Raw genomic sequence first — 18,407 nt, forward strand, 5'->3', positions numbered from 1 at the left:
GGCCGGGCCGGCCGAACGGCGTTGCCGCCCTTACAATACCTGCTCCGTCTCACGACACGACCATCGAGCCATGACCCGAGATCCCCGCCTCACCCTCAACGCGCGCCAGCAGGAATTGCTCGAATGGGTGCAGCGCGACGGCTTCGTGACCGTCGACGATCTCGCCGCGCACTTCGCGGTGACGCCGCAGACGATCCGCCGCGACGTGAACTGGCTCGCCGACCTGAACCTGCTGCGCCGCTACCACGGCGGCGCGAGCCTGCCGACCAGCTCGGAGAACGTGTCGTACACCGCGCGCCAGCGGATGTTCCACGACGAGAAGCGGCGCATCGCGGCGCTCGCGGCGTCGCACATCCCCGACCAGGCATCGCTGTTCATCAACCTCGGCACGACGACCGAGGAAGTCGCGCGCGCGCTGAACCGCCATCACGGGCTGCACGTGATCACGAACAACCTGAACGTCGCGTCGATGATGAGCGGCTACCCCGACTGCGAGGTGCTGATCACGGGCGGCATCGTGCGGCCGTGGGACAAGGGGATCGTCGGCGAGCTCGCGATCGACTTCATCCGGCAGTTCAAGGTCGACTACGCGATCATCGGCACGTCGGCGATCGAGGCCGACGGCACGCTGCGCGACTTCGACACGCGCGAGGTGCGCGTGGCCGAGGCGATCATGCAGCACGCGCGCACGGTCTACCTCGTGGCCGACCATTCGAAGGTCGGCCGCCCGGCGCTGGTGCGCCAGGGCCATCTGAGCCAGGTGCACGCGCTTTTCACCGACAAGCCGCTGCCGCCGGAGATGGCCGATACGGTGGCCGCCGCCGGCACCCAGGTGTACATCGCGGAATGACGGCTGCGATGCTGCACCGCACCTGAAACTTCAAGTGAAATCAAGAAGTTGGCGCCGCGCGCGAACCGCTTGCGGTGCCCGTTCCTGTCAAACGGAAAATTAACGGGGCACGATTTGTCGTTGCCTGCGTGCTCGACTAGACTCCAGTTCCCCGGCCCGTTCGCCCGATCCGCCTGTGCCAGGGCGAGTGCGAACCGCAGGGCCGGCGAATACAGCTTTCCCCCCAAGCCATACCCCGCGGGGTATCGCGCGTCGGCGTGTGCGCCGGCCGCGCGGGCAGTCCGATTGCCATGGAGAGAACGATGCTGAGTCCGCATGAATTCGCCACGCTATTGCTTGTGAAGGACGCGCCTGATCAGCGCGACATGGATCGGGATGAACTGGACATCCTGCTCGAACAGCAGCTCGTTCGCCTGGAAGGGCTCGGTTCGGGGCGCAAATACTGCGTGACCGAGACCGGCGACGCCGCGCTGCGATCCATCAAGTACCGCTATTCGTGAAATTCCGCCGTTCCTGACCTGACCGCGTAGCCGGATCCCCGGCCACGCGGTCGCTTCCGCTCGTCCCGCCCGTTCTCCGCAGCCCGCTTCAACCGCCGCGCAGCGTCGGATCGACCGCCGCCCGCCAGCTGATGGCCTGTGCGCGCGCCCCGTTGAAATACGCGATCCAGCCGGCGCGCGCCGCCGCGTCAGGCGCCACATAGTGGGTCGAAAGTTCGTTTACGAACGCACAATAGTTCGCTTCGGTCAGCCCGCGATACCGTTTCGCCACATACGCGTCGTACAGCGTCGAGTAGACCGGCTGCGCGTCCGCGCCCCAGTCGCGCGCCGTGCCGCCGCACGATGTCTGCAGGTCGACGAACGACGGCGCCCGCCAGTTGCCGGTGAGCGGCGGCATGCCCGCGCTGCACCCCGCCAGAAAGACGGCGCACACGCCGGCCCACATCCCAATACGCATGATTCACCTCGCGAAACGGTCGATTCCGCCAGTATCGTCCGGGATCGCGCCGGACGCTACTGGCCCCGCTTTTTCGAACTTTACTTTTTCGAATTCGTTCGTTAAATTTCGAATTCGAACATTTCGTGTTCACCCCATTTCAACAGACGATAAGGACAGCAGGTGACCCAACCGAATCGCTACGATCTGCTCGTCGTCGGCGGCGGCATCAACGGCGCGGGCATCGCGCGCGATGCGGCCGGCCGCGGCCTGTCGGTCATGCTCTGCGAGCAGGACGACCTCGCGTCGCACACGTCGTCGTCCAGCACGAAGCTGATTCACGGCGGCCTGCGTTACCTCGAGTACAACGAGTTCGGGCTGGTGCGCAAGGCGCTGCAGGAGCGCGAGACACTGCTGCGCGCGGCACCGCACATCATGTGGCCGCTGCGCTTCGTGATGCCGCACATGCCGAACCTGCGTCCGGCCTGGCTGATCCGCATCGGCCTGTTCCTCTACGATCACCTCGCGAAACGCGAACTGCTGCCCGGCTCGCGCGGCATCGACATGCGCCGCCATGCGGCCGGCGCACCGCTGATCGATTCGATCAAGCGCGGCTTCGTGTATTCCGACGGCTGGGTCGACGACGCACGCCTCGTCGTGCTGAACGCGATGGATGCGAAGGAGCGCGGCGCCGAGATCCTGACGCGCACCAAGCTCGTCTCCGCCGAACGCCGCGGCGACGAATGGGAAGCGCGGCTGCAGCACGCCGACGGTTCGATCCGCGTCGTGCATGCGCGCGCGATCGCGAACGCGGCCGGCCCGTGGGTCGGCGACGTGCTGCACGGCGCGCTCGGCCGCGGCGCGCAGCACAGCGTGCGGCTCGTGAAGGGCAGCCACATCATCACGCGCCGCCTGTTCGATCACGATCACGCGTACATCTTCCAGAACCCGGACAAGCGGATCATCTTCGCGATTCCGTACGAACACGACTTCACGCTGATCGGCACGACCGACGTCGAATACACGAACGATCCCGCGAAGGTCGCGATCGATCGCGACGAGACGCAGTACCTGTGCGATTCGATCAACCGCTACTTCAAGCGCAAGATCTCGCCGGCCGACGTGCACTGGACCTACTCGGGCGTGCGCCCGTTGCTCGAAGACGAGAACGCGGCAAACGCGTCGGCCGTCACGCGCGACTACCGCCTCGAGCTCGACGACGGTGCGGGCGCCCCGCTGCTGTCGGTGTTCGGCGGCAAGATCACGACGTTCCGCAAGCTCGCGGAAGAAGCCGGCGACATGCTGTGCCGCGCGCTCGGCCGCGACGCGAAAACCTGGACGGCCGGCGTCGCACTGCCGGGCGGCGACATCGCGAACGCAAAGTTCGACGTGTTCGCCAGCGCGTTCGCGAAACGCCATCCGTGGCTGCCCGCCGCGCTCGCCCGCCGCTATGCGCGTGCATACGGCACGCGCGCGGAGCGCGTGGTCGACGGCGCGACGTCACTCGCCGATCTCGGCGCCGAAATCGCGCCGGGCATCCACGACGCCGAACTGCGCTACCTGCGCGACGCCGAATGGGCGACCTGCGCGCAGGACGTGCTGTGGCGCCGCTCGAAGCTCGGCCTGCACGTCACGCCGGGCACGCTGGACGCGGTGACGGCCGCGGTCGATGCGTGGTTCGCCGCCGCGCACGCGCCGCACGCGTGATCCGATTGCAGTTGCAGTTGTCTTACCGACGTTGATTCACCGACGCGCCGCCCACCATGCGGCGCGCATCACAACTACGCCAATTCACGGATGGAGATGAGAGACATGCAGGATCAGTACATCCTCGCGCTTGACCAGGGCACCACGAGTTCCCGCGCGATGCTGTTCGACCGCCAGGGCAATATCGTATCGATCGCCCAGAAGGAATTCGAACAGATCTACCCGCAACCCGGCTGGGTCGAGCACGACCCGCAGGAAATCTGGTCGACGCAAGCCGGCGTCGCCGCCGAAGCCGTCACGCGCACGGGCATGAACGGCACGTCGATCGCCGCGATCGGCATCACGAACCAGCGCGAGACGACCATCGTCTGGGATCGCGAAACGGGCCAGCCCGTCTACAACGCCATCGTCTGGCAGGACCGCCGCACGGCCGACTTCTGCGACTCGCTGAAAAAGCAGGGTCTCGAAGCGAAGGTGCGCGCGAAGACCGGCCTGCCGATCGACTCGTACTTCTCCGGAACCAAGATCCGCTGGATCCTCGACAACGTGCCGGGCGCACGCGAGAAGGCCAGGCAGGGCAAGCTCGCGTTCGGCACCGTCGACAGCTGGCTCGTGTGGAATTTCACGAAGCACGAACTGCACGTGACCGACGTGACGAACGCATCGCGCACGATGCTGTTCAACATCCACACGCGCGAATGGGACAACGAGCTGCTCGAACTGCTCGACATCCCGCGCAGCATGCTGCCGGAAGTGAAGGCCTCGTCGGAAATCTACGGCCACACGAAGACCACCGTGTTCGCGTCGAAGATCCCGCTCGCGGGTATCGCCGGCGACCAGCAGGCGGCACTGTTCGGCCAGATGTGCACGACCTCCGGCATGGTGAAGAACACCTACGGCACCGGTTGCTTCCTGATGATGAACACCGGCGACAAGCCGATCGAGTCGAAGAACAACCTCGTCACGACGATCGCCTGGCAGATCGGCAACGACGTGCAGTACGCGCTCGAAGGCAGCATCTTCATCGCGGGCGCGGTCGTGCAATGGCTGCGCGACGGCGTCGGCATCATCAAGACGGCCGCTGAAATCGAAGCGCTCGCCGCGAGCGTGCCGCACACCGACGGCGTCTACCTCGTGCCCGCGTTCGCCGGCCTTGGCGCACCGCACTGGAATGCGCGGGCACGCGGCTCGGTGTTCGGCGTCACGCGCGGCACGACCTCCGCGCACCTCGCCCGTGCGGCGCTCGATGCAATCGCGTACCAGTCGCTCGACGTGCTGGCCGCGATGGAAGCCGATTCGGGCATCAGCATCGGCGAGCTGCGGGTGGACGGCGGCGCGAGTGCGAACAACCTGCTGATGCAGTTCCAGGCCGACCTGCTCGGCGTCGACGCGGTGCGTCCGCAGATCACCGAGACGACCGCCCTCGGCGCGGCCTATCTCGCGGGCCTCGCGATCGGCTACTGGAAGAACCTCGACGAAGTGCGCGACCAGTGGCAGCTCGATCGCCGCTTCTCGCCGTCGATGCCGAAGGAGCAGGTCGAACGCTGCATGTCGGGCTGGCAGCGTGCGGTGCGCGCCGCGAAGGCCTGGGCCGACGACGCCCAGTAATCCCGACACTTCCCAACGAAATACAACAACACCGGCGGACCGCGCCACCCGCGAGTCCGCCGCGACATACGAGAGACAACCATGTCACCTTATATTGCAGAATTCATCGGCACAGCGATCCTCGTGCTGCTCGGCAACGGCGCGGTCGCAAACGTGCTGCTTGCAAAGACCAAGGGCAAAGGCGCGGACCTGATCGTGATCGTGATGGGCTGGGCGATGGCCGTCTTCGTCGCCGTCTACGTGACCGCGTCGTTCAGCGGCGCGCACCTGAACCCGATCGTCACGATCAGCCTCGCGCTCGCGGGCAAGTTCGCGTGGTCGAAAGTCGGCGGCTACATCCTCGCGCAGATGCTCGGCGGGATGGCGGGCGCGCTGCTCGTGTGGCTCGCCTATCGCCAGCACTTCGCGAAGGAAGCCGATGCGGACCTGAACCTCGCGGTGTTCTGCACGGCGCCGGCGATCCGCAGCGTCACGCACAACGTGCTGACCGAAGCGATCTGCACGTTCGTGCTGATCCTCGGCGTGCTGTACCTCGCATCGCCGCAGGTCGGCCTCGGCGCACTCGACGCGCTGCCCGTCGGCCTGCTCGTGCTCGGCATCGGCATCTCGCTCGGCGGCCCGACCGGCTATGCGATGAGCCCCGCGCGCGACCTGTCGCCGCGCATCATGCACGCGCTGCTGCCGATCCCCGGCAAGCGCGACAGCGACTGGCGCTATGCATGGGTGCCCGTCGTCGGCCCGCTGCTCGGCGGCGCCGCGGCCGCCGGCCTGTATCTGCACCTGCACACCACGATCTGATCGCGGTTTGAACGAAGCGCGCGGCGTTCGGCGTCGCGCGCTTCATTGCCCCGTCTCGCCTCCCGGCCGCTACCGGTCACTCACGGCCATCACCAGCGATTTCAGCTTCACGTCGACGTCCGCGACAGCTGCCGGCGTCACGTCGATCCCGCGCTCGACCAGCATTCTCGCCACGCGCATTTCCTTGATGAATCCCGATGCACGGCCGAAGCCGCTTGCAGCGACGAGCCGCGTGCCCGCATCGAAATGGAAATGGATTTCAGCATCGTCGTCGAGCACGCGCGCAACCGACCGCTCGCCGAGCGCCGGCTCCCCGGCCACCTGCAACTGCGCGTCGTATTGATCGGACCAGAACCACGGCGTATCGCGATACGGCTCGCCCGCGCCGAGCATGTTGCGGGCCGCGATGCGTGCCTGCGTCTCGGCACCGTGCCACGTCTCCTGCCGAATCGGCCGCCCCGACAGGGCGCTCGGAAACACCGCGACATCGCCAGCCGCGTAAATGCCTTCCGCCGACGTCTCGAGCTGCGCGTTCACGACGATCCCGCGCTCGACCGCGAGGCCCGCGTCGCGCGCCAGTTCGTCGGCCGGTTCGATCCCGACGCCGGCGACGACCGTATCGGCGATCAGCGTGTCGCCATCGTCGAGCATGACCGCCAGCGCACCGCCGGACGTCCGCTCGATCGCAACGGGTTTCCGGTTCACGCGGATCGCCACGCCCTGCGCTTCGTGCAGGGCGTGCACGCGCGCCGCGATCGTCTCCGGTACCGCACGCCCGAGCAGGCGCGGCGCCGCATCGAGCACGCTCACGCGGCAACCGCGCAATCGTGCCGACGCCGCCACTTCGAGACCGATGAAACCACCGCCGATCAGCACGATCCGCGCGTCGGGCACGAGCCGCGCGCCGAGTGCCGCCGCATCGTCGAGTGTGCGCAACGCGAATACGCCATCGAGCGCCGCACCCGGAACAGCCAGGCGGCGCGCGCGGCCGCCGGTCGCGAGCAGCACCGCCTCGTAGCCAAACACCCGCCCGCCCGACACGCGCGCTTCGCGTGCGTGCGGATCGATGCGCTCGACGGTTCCGACCACCGGCTCGATGCCGTCCGCCGCCCATGCGTCCGGATCGCGCAACCGGCATTGCGCCGCACTGCGCTCGCCCGTCAGCACGCCCTTCGACAACGGCGGCCGTTCGTACGGCAGGTGCGCCTCCGCGCCGATCAGCACGATGCGCCCGCGCCAGCCGGACTCGCGCAGCACCTGCGCCGCGCGGCCGCCCGCGTGGCCGGCGCCGACGATCGCCATCACCCGGTCGTCGATCATCGCGTCACACCTCGATCAGGATGCGGCCGTCTTCGATCTTCGCGCGGTACGTGCGCAGCTTCTCGCACGCGGGCGCCGACAGCGGCCGGCCGTCGCGCACGTCGAAGCGCCCGTTGTGCTTCGGGCATTCGATCACGTGATCCATCACGAACCCGTCCGCGAGATGCACCTGCTCGTGCGTGCACAGGCCGTCGCTCGCATAGACCTCGCCGTCGATCCGGTAAATCGCGTAGGTGCGGCCGTCGTGGTCGAAGCGCGCGACGTCTTCATCGTCGATGTCGTCGAGCGCACCGGTGTCGATCCATTGCGTCATGTTGCGTGTCTCCTTGGTGGGCGGGTTCGATGACGGTCATGCACGCGCGGCGTCCGGCACGGGCCGCACGACATAGTCGGACGGGTCGCGCGTCTGCCGGACCAGCGCCGGCACGATCTCCGCGTACGCGGCCAGCGTGCTGCGGTACGGCGGCGGCATGTCGGCCTTCACGGCGTCGTGCAGTTCCGGCAGCGCGTGAAACGGCACCATCGGGAACATGTGGTGCTCGACGTGATAGTTCATGTTCCAGTACAGGAAGCGGAACACCGGATTCATCATCACGGTGCGGCAGTTGCGCCGGTGATCGAGCACGTTCTCGGGCATGCCCGCGTGCTGCGTCAGGCCGAAGTACAGGTACAGCCACGCGCCGTACAGGCTCGGCAGGCCGATGTAGAGCAGCGGCAGGATCGTGTGCCAATACGACGACGCACCGGCCACGAGCGCGTACACCGCGAGATGGATGCGCGACTCGCGCACGACCTTGCGCCATTCCGATTCGGGCACATAGGTGCGCTCCTCGTCGTCGAGCCGGCCGGTGAACGACACCGCGAGCATCTTGCGCAGCTCGCCGGCCACATGCTTCAGCGCGACGACGTTCAGCGCGAGCGCAAGCCAGTCGGTCGGCTTCGGCGCGGCGATTTCGGGATCGCGCCCAACGATCAGCGTATCGGTGTGATGCCGCGCATGGCTCCAGCGCCATGCGGTCGCGCGGCGGAACACCTGGAACGATGCGACCTGGTACAGCGCGTCGTTCATCCAGCGTGTGCGGAACGCGGTGCCGTGCCCGCATTCGTGCCAGCGCGAGTCGGCCGGGCTGCAGTAAAGCGTGCCGTACACGAAGAACGCGGGGATCGCCCACGCCGAATGCGCGCGCCACGCCAGCCACGCGAGCGCGCCGCTGATCGCGATCGCCGCGTACCAGATCAGTGTGTCGCGGATCGCACGCGCATCGCCGCGCTGCATCAGCCGCTTCATCAGCGGCCGCGGCACCGCGCACCGGTACCATGCGGCGTTGACGAGCCCTGCCGCTTGCGCGCGCTCGCCGGCGCCGCCGGTCATTCTGTATTCCTGACGGCGTGCCGCCGTGCGGTCGCGCGCCGGGTGGTCGGGTTGAGCCACGTCTGTCTCCCTGGTTTCTGGTGCGGGGAAAGCGCAACGAGCGCTTCGCCATGGAATCAAAATTAGGCCCCCGGCCTGCGCTGCTCAATCGAAACGTTGACGAAATTTCGCCATCGCTTTAGCGTGTCCGGCAACGCCACGCGATCGATGGCGACCCCAACGTTGGAGACGACCATGGCAGGTGAATCCGGGCCGCGCTGGCGCAAGCGCACCGCGCGCTTCGACGAGATCGCGGCGCTCGCGGGCGTCAGCACGACCACCGTCGACCGCGTGCTGAACGAGCGCGGCAGCGTGTCCGCGCAGGCGCGCGAACGCGTGGTGGCGGCCGCACGGCAGCTCGGCGTGCCGCGGCTGCTGCCCGACACGCGGCACGGGCTGATCCACGTCGACGTGCTGCTGCCGGACACCGACGCGCCGTTCTTCCGGCGGCTCCAGCAGGCGCTGCAGCGCTCGCTGCAGATGCTCGACCGGCGCGTGGTCGTGCACCGGACGATCCTGCCCGCCGCGGACGACGAACGCGCCGCCGCGCTGATCGAACGGCCCGCGTACCGGCGCGCGGCGCTGATCGTCACCGCGCGCGACACGGCCCGCGTGCGCGACGCACTGGCCGGCGCGATCGCGCGCGGCGAGACCGTCGTCACGATGGTCACCGACATCGGCGGCATCGATCGCGCGCACTTCGCCGGCATCGACAACTACCGCGCCGGACGCACGGCCGGCTACTACATCGGCCGCCTCGCGGCGCGCCCCGGCCGCGCGCTGCTGCTCGGCGGGCGCATGGGCTACCGCGCGCACGCCGACCGGATGGCCGGCTGCCGCGACCAGCTCGCCGACGCGTTCGCCGCGATCCGCTGCGACGACGAGCCGGTCGAAACGCTCGACCAGGACGACCGCTGCTACCGCGCGGTGACGAAAGCGCTGCAGGCGCACGACGACGTGGTCGCGATCTACAACAGCGGCGCCGGCTCGGCCGGCATCGAAGCGGCGCTGCGCAAGGCCGGCGCCATCGGGCGCGTCGTGTGGATCGGCCACGAGATGATCGACCAGCACCGCGCCTTCATCGAAGCCGGCGCGATGGATCTCGCGATCGACCAGGATCCGGACGGCCAGGCGATTTCCGCACTGCAGCACGTGCTGCATGCGTGCGGGATCGTCGAACAGCCGCCACCCGGCGACCCGGTCGAATTCCGCGTGTTCTGCCCGGCGAACGTGAGGACGAGCGCGTACCTGCAGCCGTGAATCGCGCCGCGCAACGCGCCGCGTGCGCCTGGCGAAAAAATCGACCGCCGCATTGGCGATTTTTCGTCAACGTCGGTCATGCAGCCCGCGCCGCGCATCCGTACATTGGACAGCCATCCGCAGGACAACAATGGACAGGAGACGATGGCTGAACCGATCCTCATCGGCGTGAACCTCGACGGCGTGCTCGAACACGACGGCCTGCCGTTGCCCGCGCCCGCCGAACGCTTCCGGATGGTCGCCGGCGCCGGCGTGTTCGATTACGTCGAAAAGAACCCGGTGCGCGGTGAAGACCTGTCGCCGTATTTCGCGCGGGTCGACCGCCATGCGCTGCCGATTCGCGTGATCGGCGGCATCTGGTGCGCCGGCCGCGACGAAGCGCACGTCGCCGAGATCGTCGACGCGGGCGCACGCCTCGGCAGCACGGTGCTCAACTGCCAGCTGTTCGCGCATCACGCGGACGGCCATCCGCTGTCGGACCGCGAAGTCGCCGATTTCTACCTGCGTACCTATGAACGCGGCGAGCCGGTTGGCTGCCTGCCGAGCCTCGAAGTGCACGTCGACATGTGGAGCGAGGATTTCGCGCGCGTGGCGCGCGTCGCGCAGCACGTCGAGCAGGCCGGCGCACCGTTCCGGATCACGCTCGATCATTCGCACCTGCTGTTCAAGATCGGCAATCGCCCCGAACTCGATGCATCGGGCCTGCACGAACCCGCCGACGACGGCCGCGCGCGGCTCGACCCGGCTTCGCCCGCGGCCTTCTACACCGACTGGATCGCGCGCGGCTGGGTCCGGCATGCGCATGCGCGCAGCGTCGCGCCGAACAATCCGGACAACCGCTGGATGCGCCGCGCGGACGGCCGGCCCGGGCGCGGCATCCAGTACCCGTTCGTCGCGCCTGCGCCGGGCGCCTATCACGGCGAATGGCACGCGGCGGCGCTCGACACGTGGAAAGCCGCGCTGCGTCAGTTGCTGCGCGCGCAGATTCACGCGCGGCCGACGCAGCTCGAACAGATCAGTTGCGAGTTCATCCCGTTTCCCGACTACGGCGGCGGCGCACGCTATTCGATCTTCGACAACAACGTCGCGTGTGCGCACTGGCTGCGCGACACGTGGCACGCCCTCGCCACGCGCACCGGCACCTGATTCGGACCCCGCCCCCACTCAAGCCCCAAGGACAGAACGATGACGCAAGCCTTCCATTTTTCGCTGAACCGGATGAGCGCGCCGCGCTTGCCGCTCGACCGCTACGTCGCACTGTGCCGGCGCCTCGGCGTCGACACGATCGAGATCCGCAACGATCTCGACGGCGTCGAGATCGCCGACGGCACGCCGGCCGCGGCCGTGCGCGCAACCGCCGAAGCCGGCGGCGTGACGATCCTGACGATCAACGCGCTGCAGCGCTTCGAGCAATGGAACGCCGAGCGCGCGGACGAAGCGACCGTGCTGGCCGACTACGCGGCGCAATGCGGCGCGCGTGCGCTGGTGCTGTGCCCGACCAACAGCCGCAACGACACGCGCGACGCGGACGCGCGCCATGCGGATCTCGTGAAGTCGTTGAAGGCGCTGAAGCCGATCCTCGAAGCACGCAACCTGCTCGGCTTCATCGAGCCGCTCGGCTTCGAGGAATGCGCGCTGCGCCGCAAGTCGGATGCGGTGAAAGGCCTCTACGACGCGGCGGGCGAACAGGTGTTCCGGCTCGTGCACGACACGTTCCACCACCACCTGTCCGGCGAGGACATCTTCTTCCCGAACCTGACGGGCCTCGTGCACATCTCCGGTGTCGAGGAAGCCGACCTGCCGGTCGACCGGATGCGCGACGGCCACCGCGTGCTGGTCGGCCACGCCGACCGGCTCGGCAACCTCCGGCAACTGCGCGAACTGCTTGCACGCGGCTACCGCGGCGCGTTCTCGTTCGAGCCGTTCGCGAGCGAGATCGCCGAGGCCGGCGACATCGAAGCGCAGCTGCGGGCGAGCATCGACTACGTGCGCGGTGAACTGGCGGATCGCTGATACAGCATCAGGGCACGCTGCCGACGCATGTCGCGTGCCTGGAAAACAATCGAATCAACAGGAGAACGGAATGATCGAATTCGCTTTGTTCGGCGCGGGCAGGATCGGCAAGATCCACGCGGCGAATCTCGCGCGCCATCCGGGCGCGAAGCTCAGGTACGTGATCGACCGGCATGCGCCGTCGGCCGAAGCGCTCGCGCACGCGCACGGCGCGCAGGTCGCCGGCATCGAGCGCGCGCTCGGCGACGCGTCGGTGCAGGCTGTCGTGATCGCGTCGAGCACCGACACGCACGCGGACCTGATCGTCGCGGCCGCGAACGCGGGCAAGGCCGTGTTCTGCGAGAAGCCGGTCGACCTGACCGTCGAACGCGCGCGCGCGTGCGCGGACGTCGTGCGGCGCACCGGCGTGACCTGCATGATCGGCTTCCAGCGCCGCTTCGACCCGACGTTCGCGGCGCTGAAGGCACGTGTCGAGCGCGGCGAGATCGGTGCGCCGGAAATGCTGGTCGTCACGAGCCGCGACCCGGGCGCGCCGCCGGCCGACTACCTCCGCAGCTCGGGCGGCATCTTCAAGGACATGCTGATCCACGACTTCGACGTGTTCCGCTGGATCCTCGGCGACGAAGCGCAGACGCTGCACGCAACCGGCAGTTGCCTGACCGACCCGGCCGTACACGAAGCAGGCGACATCGATTCGACGGCCGTGACGATCCGCACGCGGCGCGGGTTGCTGTGCCAGATCAACACGTCGCGGCGCGCGGCCTACGGCTACGACCAGCGCTTCGAGCTGCTCGGCAGCAACGGGATGCTGCAGGCCGGCAACGTGCGGCCGACCGAGGTGAGCGCCTGGCTCGCCGGCGGCATCGCGGCCGACGTGCCGGAGCCGTTCTTCCTCGAGCGCTACCGGCATGCGTACGCGGCCGAGATCGCGCACTTCGTCGACGCGCTGCGCGACGGCACGCCGGTCCGGACGACGATCGACGACGGACTCGCCGCGCTCGAGCTGGCCGAAACCGCGATGACGTCGTGGAAAACGGGGCGCGTGATCGAGCTGTAACGCGACAAACAGCGGCGGCCCGGGCACCCGGACTGCCGCCATCGGGCGATCGGCGCGGCGGCGGCACGGAATGCGGCAACCGCACGCCCGCATCGGGCAAATTTGCCGAAACGTCGCGCGGCACGCGCGTGAAAGCACGTATGATGGCGAATTGATCGGCGTCGCCGGTCTACCGCATTTTCATCACCATGCTCGATCACCTCATCTGCGACTGCGACGGCGTGCTCGTCGACAGCGAAGTCATCGCCGACCGCGTGCTGCTCGATACGCTGTCCGCCACGTTCCCGAACCTCGATTTCGAAGCCGCCGCGAAATCGGCATTCGGCCAGCAGACGTCGCGCTTCCTCGCCGGGATCGAATCCCGCTTCGGGATCGAGATGCCCGCGAACTTCATCGAGACCATCGAGCACAACATCGAGGTCGCGCTCGCACAATCGCTCGCGCCGATCTCCGGCGTGCGCGACGCGCTGCTGAAGGTCACGCTGCCGGCGGCCGTCGTATCGAACAGCCGGCTCGTACGCGTGCGCAACTCGCTGAAACGCGCGGCGCTCACCGAGATCTTCGGCGAGCGCGTATTCAGTTCCGAGCAGGTGGCGCGCCCGAAACCCTACCCCGACGTGTACCTGCATGCGGCCCGGACGCTCGGCGTGGCGCCGGCGCGCTGCATCGTCGTCGAGGACAGCGTATCGGGGTTGAATGCCGCGCGCGCGGCCGGGATGAAGACGATCGCGTTCGTCGGCGCGAGCCACATCCCCGACAACTACGCGGACGCGCTGCGTGCGATGGGCATCACGCGGATCATGCGCAAGATGGACGAATTGCCGTCGCTCGTCGAAGCCGGCATGCGCGGCGAATTCGGCGACGTGCAGTCCTGATTGCCAGTCAGGCCGGATCGGGTCGATCCGGCCCGCCACGGGTGCGCGAACGCACCCGCCTTCCCTTCACTCAGGCCGGTTCGCAGCAGCGCTCGCGCGCGGCCGCCAGCGCCTCGCGAAACTCGACGAGTTCCGCGATCGTCAGCATCGGCAACCCGTGCCGTTGCGCGAAAAGCTCGACCTCGTCGCCGCGCGTCATCGTGCCATCCGGATTCATCAGCTCGCACAGCACGCCGGCCGGCTTCAGGCCCGCGAGGATCGACAGGTCGACCGTGCCTTCGGTGTGACCGCGGCGCGCGAGCACGCCACCCGGTTGCGCACGCAACGGAAATACGTGGCCGGGCCGCACGATGTCGTGCGGCTTTGCGCCTTCCGCGATCGCCGCACGGATCGTCGTCACGCGATCGGCCGCCGACACACCGGTATGCACGCCTTCGCGCGCTTCGATCGACACCGTGAACGCGGTGCCGTTGCGGCTCTCGTTGGTCTGCACCATCGGCGGCAGTTCGAGCGCGCGCACCGTGTCGTCGGTCAGGCACAGGCACACGATGCCGCTGCACTCGCGGATCAGCAGCGCCATCGTCTCGGGCGTGATGCGCTCGGCGGCGACGATCAGGTCGGCTTCGTTCTCGCGATCGTGGTCATCCTGCAGCACGACCGCACGGCCTGCGCGCATCGCATCGAGCGCAGCGGCGATGCGCGGCGGCACCGGTTCGGAATCCAGCAACGGGAGATCGGCAAAGGCGTCGGCGGGTGCCGACGATACGGACATCAAGGACATGTGAAACGCTCCTCGCAAATACGATTTGGGCGAAAAACGTTTCAGGGCATTGCAAACAGACAGAACGACAACCCGCTTCGCATGCGTCGCGAAGCGGCCCTGACGGACATGACTATCTGCACATCTTCTCTCATCCGGACTATGACCGTCGGCTCTGGCATTCGACCAGATCTGCTGACCCCGCGCGGATGCGCGGGCGCTCGCGGGCTCGCCGGCTTACGCCAGCCTACCGCCGGTGGGGAATTTCGCCCCGCCCTGAAGACGCACTGATTGCCGGACGGGGGTTCCCCGTCACCGGCGGGCCAAGCATACCGCAGCCGCGCGCGAAGCGCAGCGAACCACACCTAAAACCTTACTGACGACTCCGTCTAACGGCATCGTCCGAACGGCCGATCACCTGGCCGCGCGCCCGCGCAACAGCGGCAAAGCGGCCGTTCCGTACTCGTACTGCCCGCCCGGTCAGTGGGCCGCGTGCGCCGCGTCGGGCACGAGCCAGCGCGGCGGCACCTCGGGGCTCACCGTCACGCGGAACGCGCGCGCTTCGCTGTCGCCCGGGTTGCGCAGGCTGTACGGCTGGTCGGCATCGAACACGATCGCGTCGCCGGTCGCGAGCAACTGGCGACGGTCGTGCACGCTGACTTCGAGCGTGCCTTCGCTGACGACGAGGTTGACCGTCGTGCCGGGCGCGCGGCGCGCGCCGGGCTCCGTATGCAGCGGCGCGATCCGCAGCTCGTGGAATTCGGCTGCGGCCGGCTCGCCTTCCGGATACAGCGCGCGTGCCGAGAAACGGCCGTTCGAACTGACGACGCGCGAGGCGCGTTCGGCCGCCAGATGCTCGAAGCCGTTCACCGCATGGCGGCGCAGGAACGCAGCGACCGACACCTTCAATGCCGCTGCGATCTTGCAGAGCACCTTGATCGACGGCACGCTGCGCGCCGATTCGATCTGCGCGAGCATCGCGCGCGACACGCCGGACAGCCGCGCGAGCGCATCGAGCGACAGCTGCCGCTCGGCGCGCAAGCGCGCGAGGTTCACGCCGACGACCTGCTCGAGGAGGTCGAGCGACGCGGACGCGCGCAGGTCGGCAGCATTGCCGGACTCGAAGGAAGACACGTCGCGCACGAGCGCCAGGGATGAAGACATAGCATTGCCTCCGGGCCGCTGCGCGGCCCTGCGTATGGGGTAAGCCGGGATCGGAATCGGGTTGCGCCAGCCTTGGCGCGTATCGAAACGCTATCACCCGGCCTTGCACGGGCAAACGAAGTTATCTTCACACCGTTATCAGCATCGCGGAGGAATGCGTTTCTCGCGAACCTTTTCCTGCCGCTATCGCGTCACCGCCTGCTCGCCGCGGCAACGCTCACTGCGCGGCCGGCGCCGCGCCGCGTGCCGGGCCGCGCGCGTCGAGCCGCATCGCGAACCACGTGACGACCAGCGCCGCGAACGTCACCGCAACCGCGACCCACGGCAGCGAGTCGAGCGCGAAGCCGTGTTCCAGCGCGAGGCCGCCGAGCCACGCGCCGCCGGCATTGCCGACGTTGAACGCGCCGATGTTCAGCGTCGACGCGAGATGCGGTGCGCTCGCGGCCTTCTCGACCACGCGCGCCTGCAGCGGCGGCACCGTCGCGAACGCGGCGATCCCCCAGACGAATACGGTGACGGCGGCCGCGACCGGCAGGTGGCTCGTCTTCGCGAACACGGCCATCACGGCCATCAGCGCGACGAGGATCGCGATCAGCGACGGCATCAGCGCGCGGTCGGCGAGCTTGCCGCCGAGCGTGTTGCCGATCGTCAGCCCGGCGCCGAACAGCACGAGGACCAGCGCGACCGCGCGCGGCGAGTAGCCGGACACGGTTTCCAGAATCGGCGCGATGTACGTGAACACGACGAACACGCCGCCGAAGCCGAGCACCGTCATCAGCAGCGCGAGCCATACCTGCGGCTCCTTCAGCACGCGCACTTCGTGACCGAGGCCGACCGGCCCGCCGTCATGACGGTTCGGCACCAGCGCCGCCACGCCGCCGAGCGCCAGCACGCCGAGCGCGGCGACGATCCAGAACGACGCGCGCCAGCCGAGCAGCTGGCCGACGAACGTGCCGAACGGCACGCCGAGCACGTTCGACAGCGTGAGCCCGGTGAACATCAGCGCGATCGCGCTCGCGCGCTTGTCGGTCGGCACGAGCGACGCGGCGACCACCGCGCCGATCCCGAAGAACGATCCGTGCGCGAACGACGTGACGACGCGCGCGACCATCAGCATCGCGTAGCCGGACGCGGTCGCGCACAGCACGTTGCCGACGATGAAGATCGCCATCAGCAGTTGCAGCGCGGCCTTGCGCGGCATGCGGCTCGTCAGCACCGCGAGCAGCGGCGCGCCGGCCGCGACGCCGAGCGCATAGCCGGTGACGAGCAGGCCGGCCGACGGCAGCGACACGGCGAGGTCGTGCGCGACTTCGGGCAGCAGGCCCATGATGATGAATTCGGTGGTGCCGATGGCGAAGGCGCTGATCGCGAGCGCCAGTAACGGAATGGGCATGACGTTCTCCGGAAGGCGGCGGCTGCGGCGACCGGTCGGTGCCGCACCGCACAAGAAGCGGGATGTGCGCGCATTGTCCCGAAGACGCCTATATTTGATAATTGGCGTGGCATTTGAACCATTTTCAAATATTTCTGGAAAATCGCATGGACCGACTGGGCGATATCCGGCTGTTCGTCGAAGCCGCGGAACTGGGCAGCCTGTCGGCCGCCGGGCGCAAGCTGAACCTCACGCCGGCTGCCGCGAGCGCGCGCCTCGCGAAGCTCGAGGCGGCAGTCGCGACCCGGCTGTTCGACCGTTCGACCCGGCAGTTGCGGCTCACCGACGAGGGCCGCCTGTACCTGAACGGGTGCCGGCAGGGGTTGCAGGCGCTCGACGACGCCAACGCGCTGCTGCAGGCCGGCCGCAACGTCGTCGGCGGCCGGGTGCGGCTGTCGGCGACATCCGATTTCGGCCGCCGCCGCTTGCTCGACTGGCTCGACGAATTCACCGTGCGCTACCCGGACGTCACGTTCTCGCTCACGGCGTCCGACTCGACGGTCAACCTGTGGCAGGACGAGATCGATCTCGCGATCCGCTTCGCCGCCCCGCCCGATGGCGCGCTGATCGCCCGCCGGCTCGCCGCGGACCGGCGCGTGCCGTGCGCGGCGCCGTCGTTCGTCGCCCGTCACGGCGCGCCGCGCGATCCTCACGATCTCGCCCGATTTCCCTGCAACGTGATCACGGTCGCGTCCGGGCCGATGAACACGTGGCACTTCACGCGCGACGGCGACGCGCAAACCTGCACGGTGCCGCTCGCCACCGCGTTCGAGACCAACGACGGCGGCCTCGCCCGCGAGTGGGCGCTGCGCGGGCACGGCATCGTGCTGAACTCGATCTGGGATGTCGCCGACGACATACGCGCGGGGCGGCTCACGGTCCTGCTGCCCGACTGGCGGCACCAGGGTGCGCCGCTGCACGCCATCTACCCGGGCAAGCGCTACATGGCGCCGCGCGTGCGCGTGCTGCTCGACTTTCTCGCCGAACGCTTCGCGCGCGAGGAAGCCGCGCTCGACGACCTGCTGAACGCGTGCCGCTGACGGCCGGCGCATCGCCGTTACGGGGTCGGAACCTGACACCCGGCGTCGCGCGGCCGCAACCCGCCGCCCGTCCCGAGCGGCGCGAAAAGCTATAATGGAAGGCTTTCCCGACGGCTTTTCCTGCTCGCTGCGCGCATCTGCGTGCAGCGCACGGCCGTCCCGATTCACCCTTGACG

At 68.5% G+C, this 18,407-nt stretch carries 18 protein-coding genes and 1 riboswitch; of the genes, 11 read left to right on the forward strand and 7 right to left on the reverse strand.

The window, feature by feature from the left end:
- Window positions 1–70 precede the first annotated feature (70 nt).
- Together OHZ10_RS14490 and OHZ10_RS14495 are read left to right on the forward strand one after the other, a co-directional pair.
- The gene (locus tag OHZ10_RS14490) at window positions 71–850 is read left to right on the forward strand and encodes a DeoR/GlpR family DNA-binding transcription regulator (RefSeq protein ID WP_014896128.1); all 780 of its coding nucleotides are present in this window, start codon (window positions 71–73) and stop codon (window positions 848–850) included.
- A gap of 302 nt (window positions 851–1,152) precedes the next feature.
- Window positions 1,153–1,350 (forward strand): hypothetical protein, encoded by a 198-nt coding sequence (locus tag OHZ10_RS14495; RefSeq protein ID WP_006477892.1) that lies wholly within the window; start codon window positions 1,153–1,155, stop codon window positions 1,348–1,350.
- Window positions 1,351–1,438: 88 nt separating this feature from the next.
- On the opposite strand, the gene OHZ10_RS14500 is transcribed toward OHZ10_RS14495, so the two are convergent.
- Window positions 1,439–1,807 (reverse strand): hypothetical protein, encoded by a 369-nt coding sequence (locus OHZ10_RS14500; RefSeq protein WP_059233269.1) that lies wholly within the window; start codon window positions 1,805–1,807, stop codon window positions 1,439–1,441.
- 162 nt (window positions 1,808–1,969) lie between these two features.
- Between OHZ10_RS14500 and glpD the strand changes: the two genes are divergently transcribed.
- From glpD to OHZ10_RS14515, 3 genes are all read left to right on the forward strand, one after another.
- Window positions 1,970–3,493 (forward strand): glycerol-3-phosphate dehydrogenase, encoded by a 1,524-nt coding sequence (gene glpD, locus OHZ10_RS14505; protein WP_059233268.1) that lies wholly within the window; start codon window positions 1,970–1,972, stop codon window positions 3,491–3,493.
- Window positions 3,494–3,598: 105 nt separating this feature from the next.
- The gene (gene glpK / locus OHZ10_RS14510; RefSeq protein WP_342702856.1) at window positions 3,599–5,101 is read left to right on the forward strand and encodes a glycerol kinase GlpK; all 1,503 of its coding nucleotides are present in this window, start codon (window positions 3,599–3,601) and stop codon (window positions 5,099–5,101) included.
- 81 nt (window positions 5,102–5,182) lie between these two features.
- Window positions 5,183–5,899: an MIP/aquaporin family protein gene (locus tag OHZ10_RS14515; protein ID WP_342702857.1), complete on the forward strand. Its 717-nt coding sequence runs from the start codon at window positions 5,183–5,185 to the stop codon at window positions 5,897–5,899.
- Between the two features lie 69 nt (window positions 5,900–5,968).
- Here OHZ10_RS14515 and OHZ10_RS14520 read toward each other — a convergent pair whose 3' ends face one another.
- Genes OHZ10_RS14520 through OHZ10_RS14530 form a run of 3 tightly spaced genes read right to left on the reverse strand, consistent with a single transcriptional unit; the run spans window position 5,969 to window position 8,651 of the window.
- Window positions 5,969–7,219, reverse strand: a complete 1,251-nt coding sequence (locus OHZ10_RS14520; RefSeq protein WP_342702858.1) for an NAD(P)/FAD-dependent oxidoreductase — start codon at window positions 7,217–7,219, stop codon at window positions 5,969–5,971.
- A gap of 4 nt (window positions 7,220–7,223) precedes the next feature.
- A complete protein-coding gene (locus OHZ10_RS14525; protein ID WP_059233264.1) occupies window positions 7,224–7,532 on the reverse strand; it encodes a non-heme iron oxygenase ferredoxin subunit in 309 nt (102 codons plus the stop codon).
- Between the two features lie 36 nt (window positions 7,533–7,568).
- On the reverse strand, window positions 7,569–8,651 hold the full coding sequence (locus OHZ10_RS14530) for a fatty acid desaturase family protein (RefSeq protein ID WP_342702860.1): 1,083 nt from the start codon (window positions 8,649–8,651) through the stop codon (window positions 7,569–7,571).
- A gap of 174 nt (window positions 8,652–8,825) precedes the next feature.
- Here OHZ10_RS14530 and OHZ10_RS14535 point away from each other — a divergent pair, with 174 nt between their 5' ends.
- From OHZ10_RS14535 to OHZ10_RS14555, 5 genes are all read left to right on the forward strand, one after another.
- The gene (locus tag OHZ10_RS14535; protein ID WP_174993170.1) at window positions 8,826–9,890 is read left to right on the forward strand and encodes a LacI family DNA-binding transcriptional regulator; all 1,065 of its coding nucleotides are present in this window, start codon (window positions 8,826–8,828) and stop codon (window positions 9,888–9,890) included.
- A 144-nt stretch (window positions 9,891–10,034) separates the two neighbouring features.
- Window positions 10,035–11,036 (forward strand): xylose isomerase, encoded by a 1,002-nt coding sequence (locus OHZ10_RS14540; protein WP_342702863.1) that lies wholly within the window; start codon window positions 10,035–10,037, stop codon window positions 11,034–11,036.
- A gap of 39 nt (window positions 11,037–11,075) precedes the next feature.
- Complete coding sequence (locus OHZ10_RS14545) at window positions 11,076–11,903, forward strand: TIM barrel protein (RefSeq protein ID WP_342702865.1); 828 nt, start codon at window positions 11,076–11,078, stop codon at window positions 11,901–11,903.
- 70 nt (window positions 11,904–11,973) lie between these two features.
- Window positions 11,974–12,960, forward strand: coding sequence for an inositol 2-dehydrogenase (gene iolG, locus OHZ10_RS14550; RefSeq protein WP_256085254.1), 987 nt, complete (start codon window positions 11,974–11,976; stop codon window positions 12,958–12,960).
- A 188-nt stretch (window positions 12,961–13,148) separates the two neighbouring features.
- Complete coding sequence (locus tag OHZ10_RS14555; protein WP_059233259.1) at window positions 13,149–13,835, forward strand: HAD family hydrolase; 687 nt, start codon at window positions 13,149–13,151, stop codon at window positions 13,833–13,835.
- Window positions 13,836–13,905: 70 nt separating this feature from the next.
- On the opposite strand, the gene ribB is transcribed toward OHZ10_RS14555, so the two are convergent.
- The 3 genes from ribB to OHZ10_RS14570 all read right to left on the reverse strand — a co-directional run bounded on the left by ribB (window position 13,906) and on the right by OHZ10_RS14570 (window position 17,152).
- Window positions 13,906–14,616, reverse strand: coding sequence for a 3,4-dihydroxy-2-butanone-4-phosphate synthase (gene ribB, locus OHZ10_RS14560; RefSeq protein WP_059233258.1), 711 nt, complete (start codon window positions 14,614–14,616; stop codon window positions 13,906–13,908).
- A gap of 118 nt (window positions 14,617–14,734) precedes the next feature.
- Window positions 14,735–14,883, reverse strand: a riboswitch (FMN riboswitch).
- A 192-nt stretch (window positions 14,884–15,075) separates the two neighbouring features.
- Window positions 15,076–15,759 carry a helix-turn-helix domain-containing protein gene (locus tag OHZ10_RS14565; RefSeq protein ID WP_059233257.1) on the reverse strand — a complete coding sequence of 228 codons (684 nt, stop codon included), beginning with the start codon at window positions 15,757–15,759 and terminating at the stop codon, window positions 15,076–15,078.
- A gap of 217 nt (window positions 15,760–15,976) precedes the next feature.
- Window positions 15,977–17,152 carry an MFS transporter gene (locus OHZ10_RS14570; protein WP_342702866.1) on the reverse strand — a complete coding sequence of 392 codons (1,176 nt, stop codon included), beginning with the start codon at window positions 17,150–17,152 and terminating at the stop codon, window positions 15,977–15,979.
- A gap of 146 nt (window positions 17,153–17,298) precedes the next feature.
- Here OHZ10_RS14570 and OHZ10_RS14575 point away from each other — a divergent pair, with 146 nt between their 5' ends.
- The gene (locus OHZ10_RS14575; protein WP_059233255.1) at window positions 17,299–18,231 is read left to right on the forward strand and encodes a LysR family transcriptional regulator; all 933 of its coding nucleotides are present in this window, start codon (window positions 17,299–17,301) and stop codon (window positions 18,229–18,231) included.
- Window positions 18,232–18,407: the final 176 nt, after the last annotated feature.

This window comes from Burkholderia arboris (assembly GCF_038723655.1).
Lineage (GTDB): Bacteria > Pseudomonadota > Gammaproteobacteria > Burkholderiales > Burkholderiaceae > Burkholderia > Burkholderia arboris.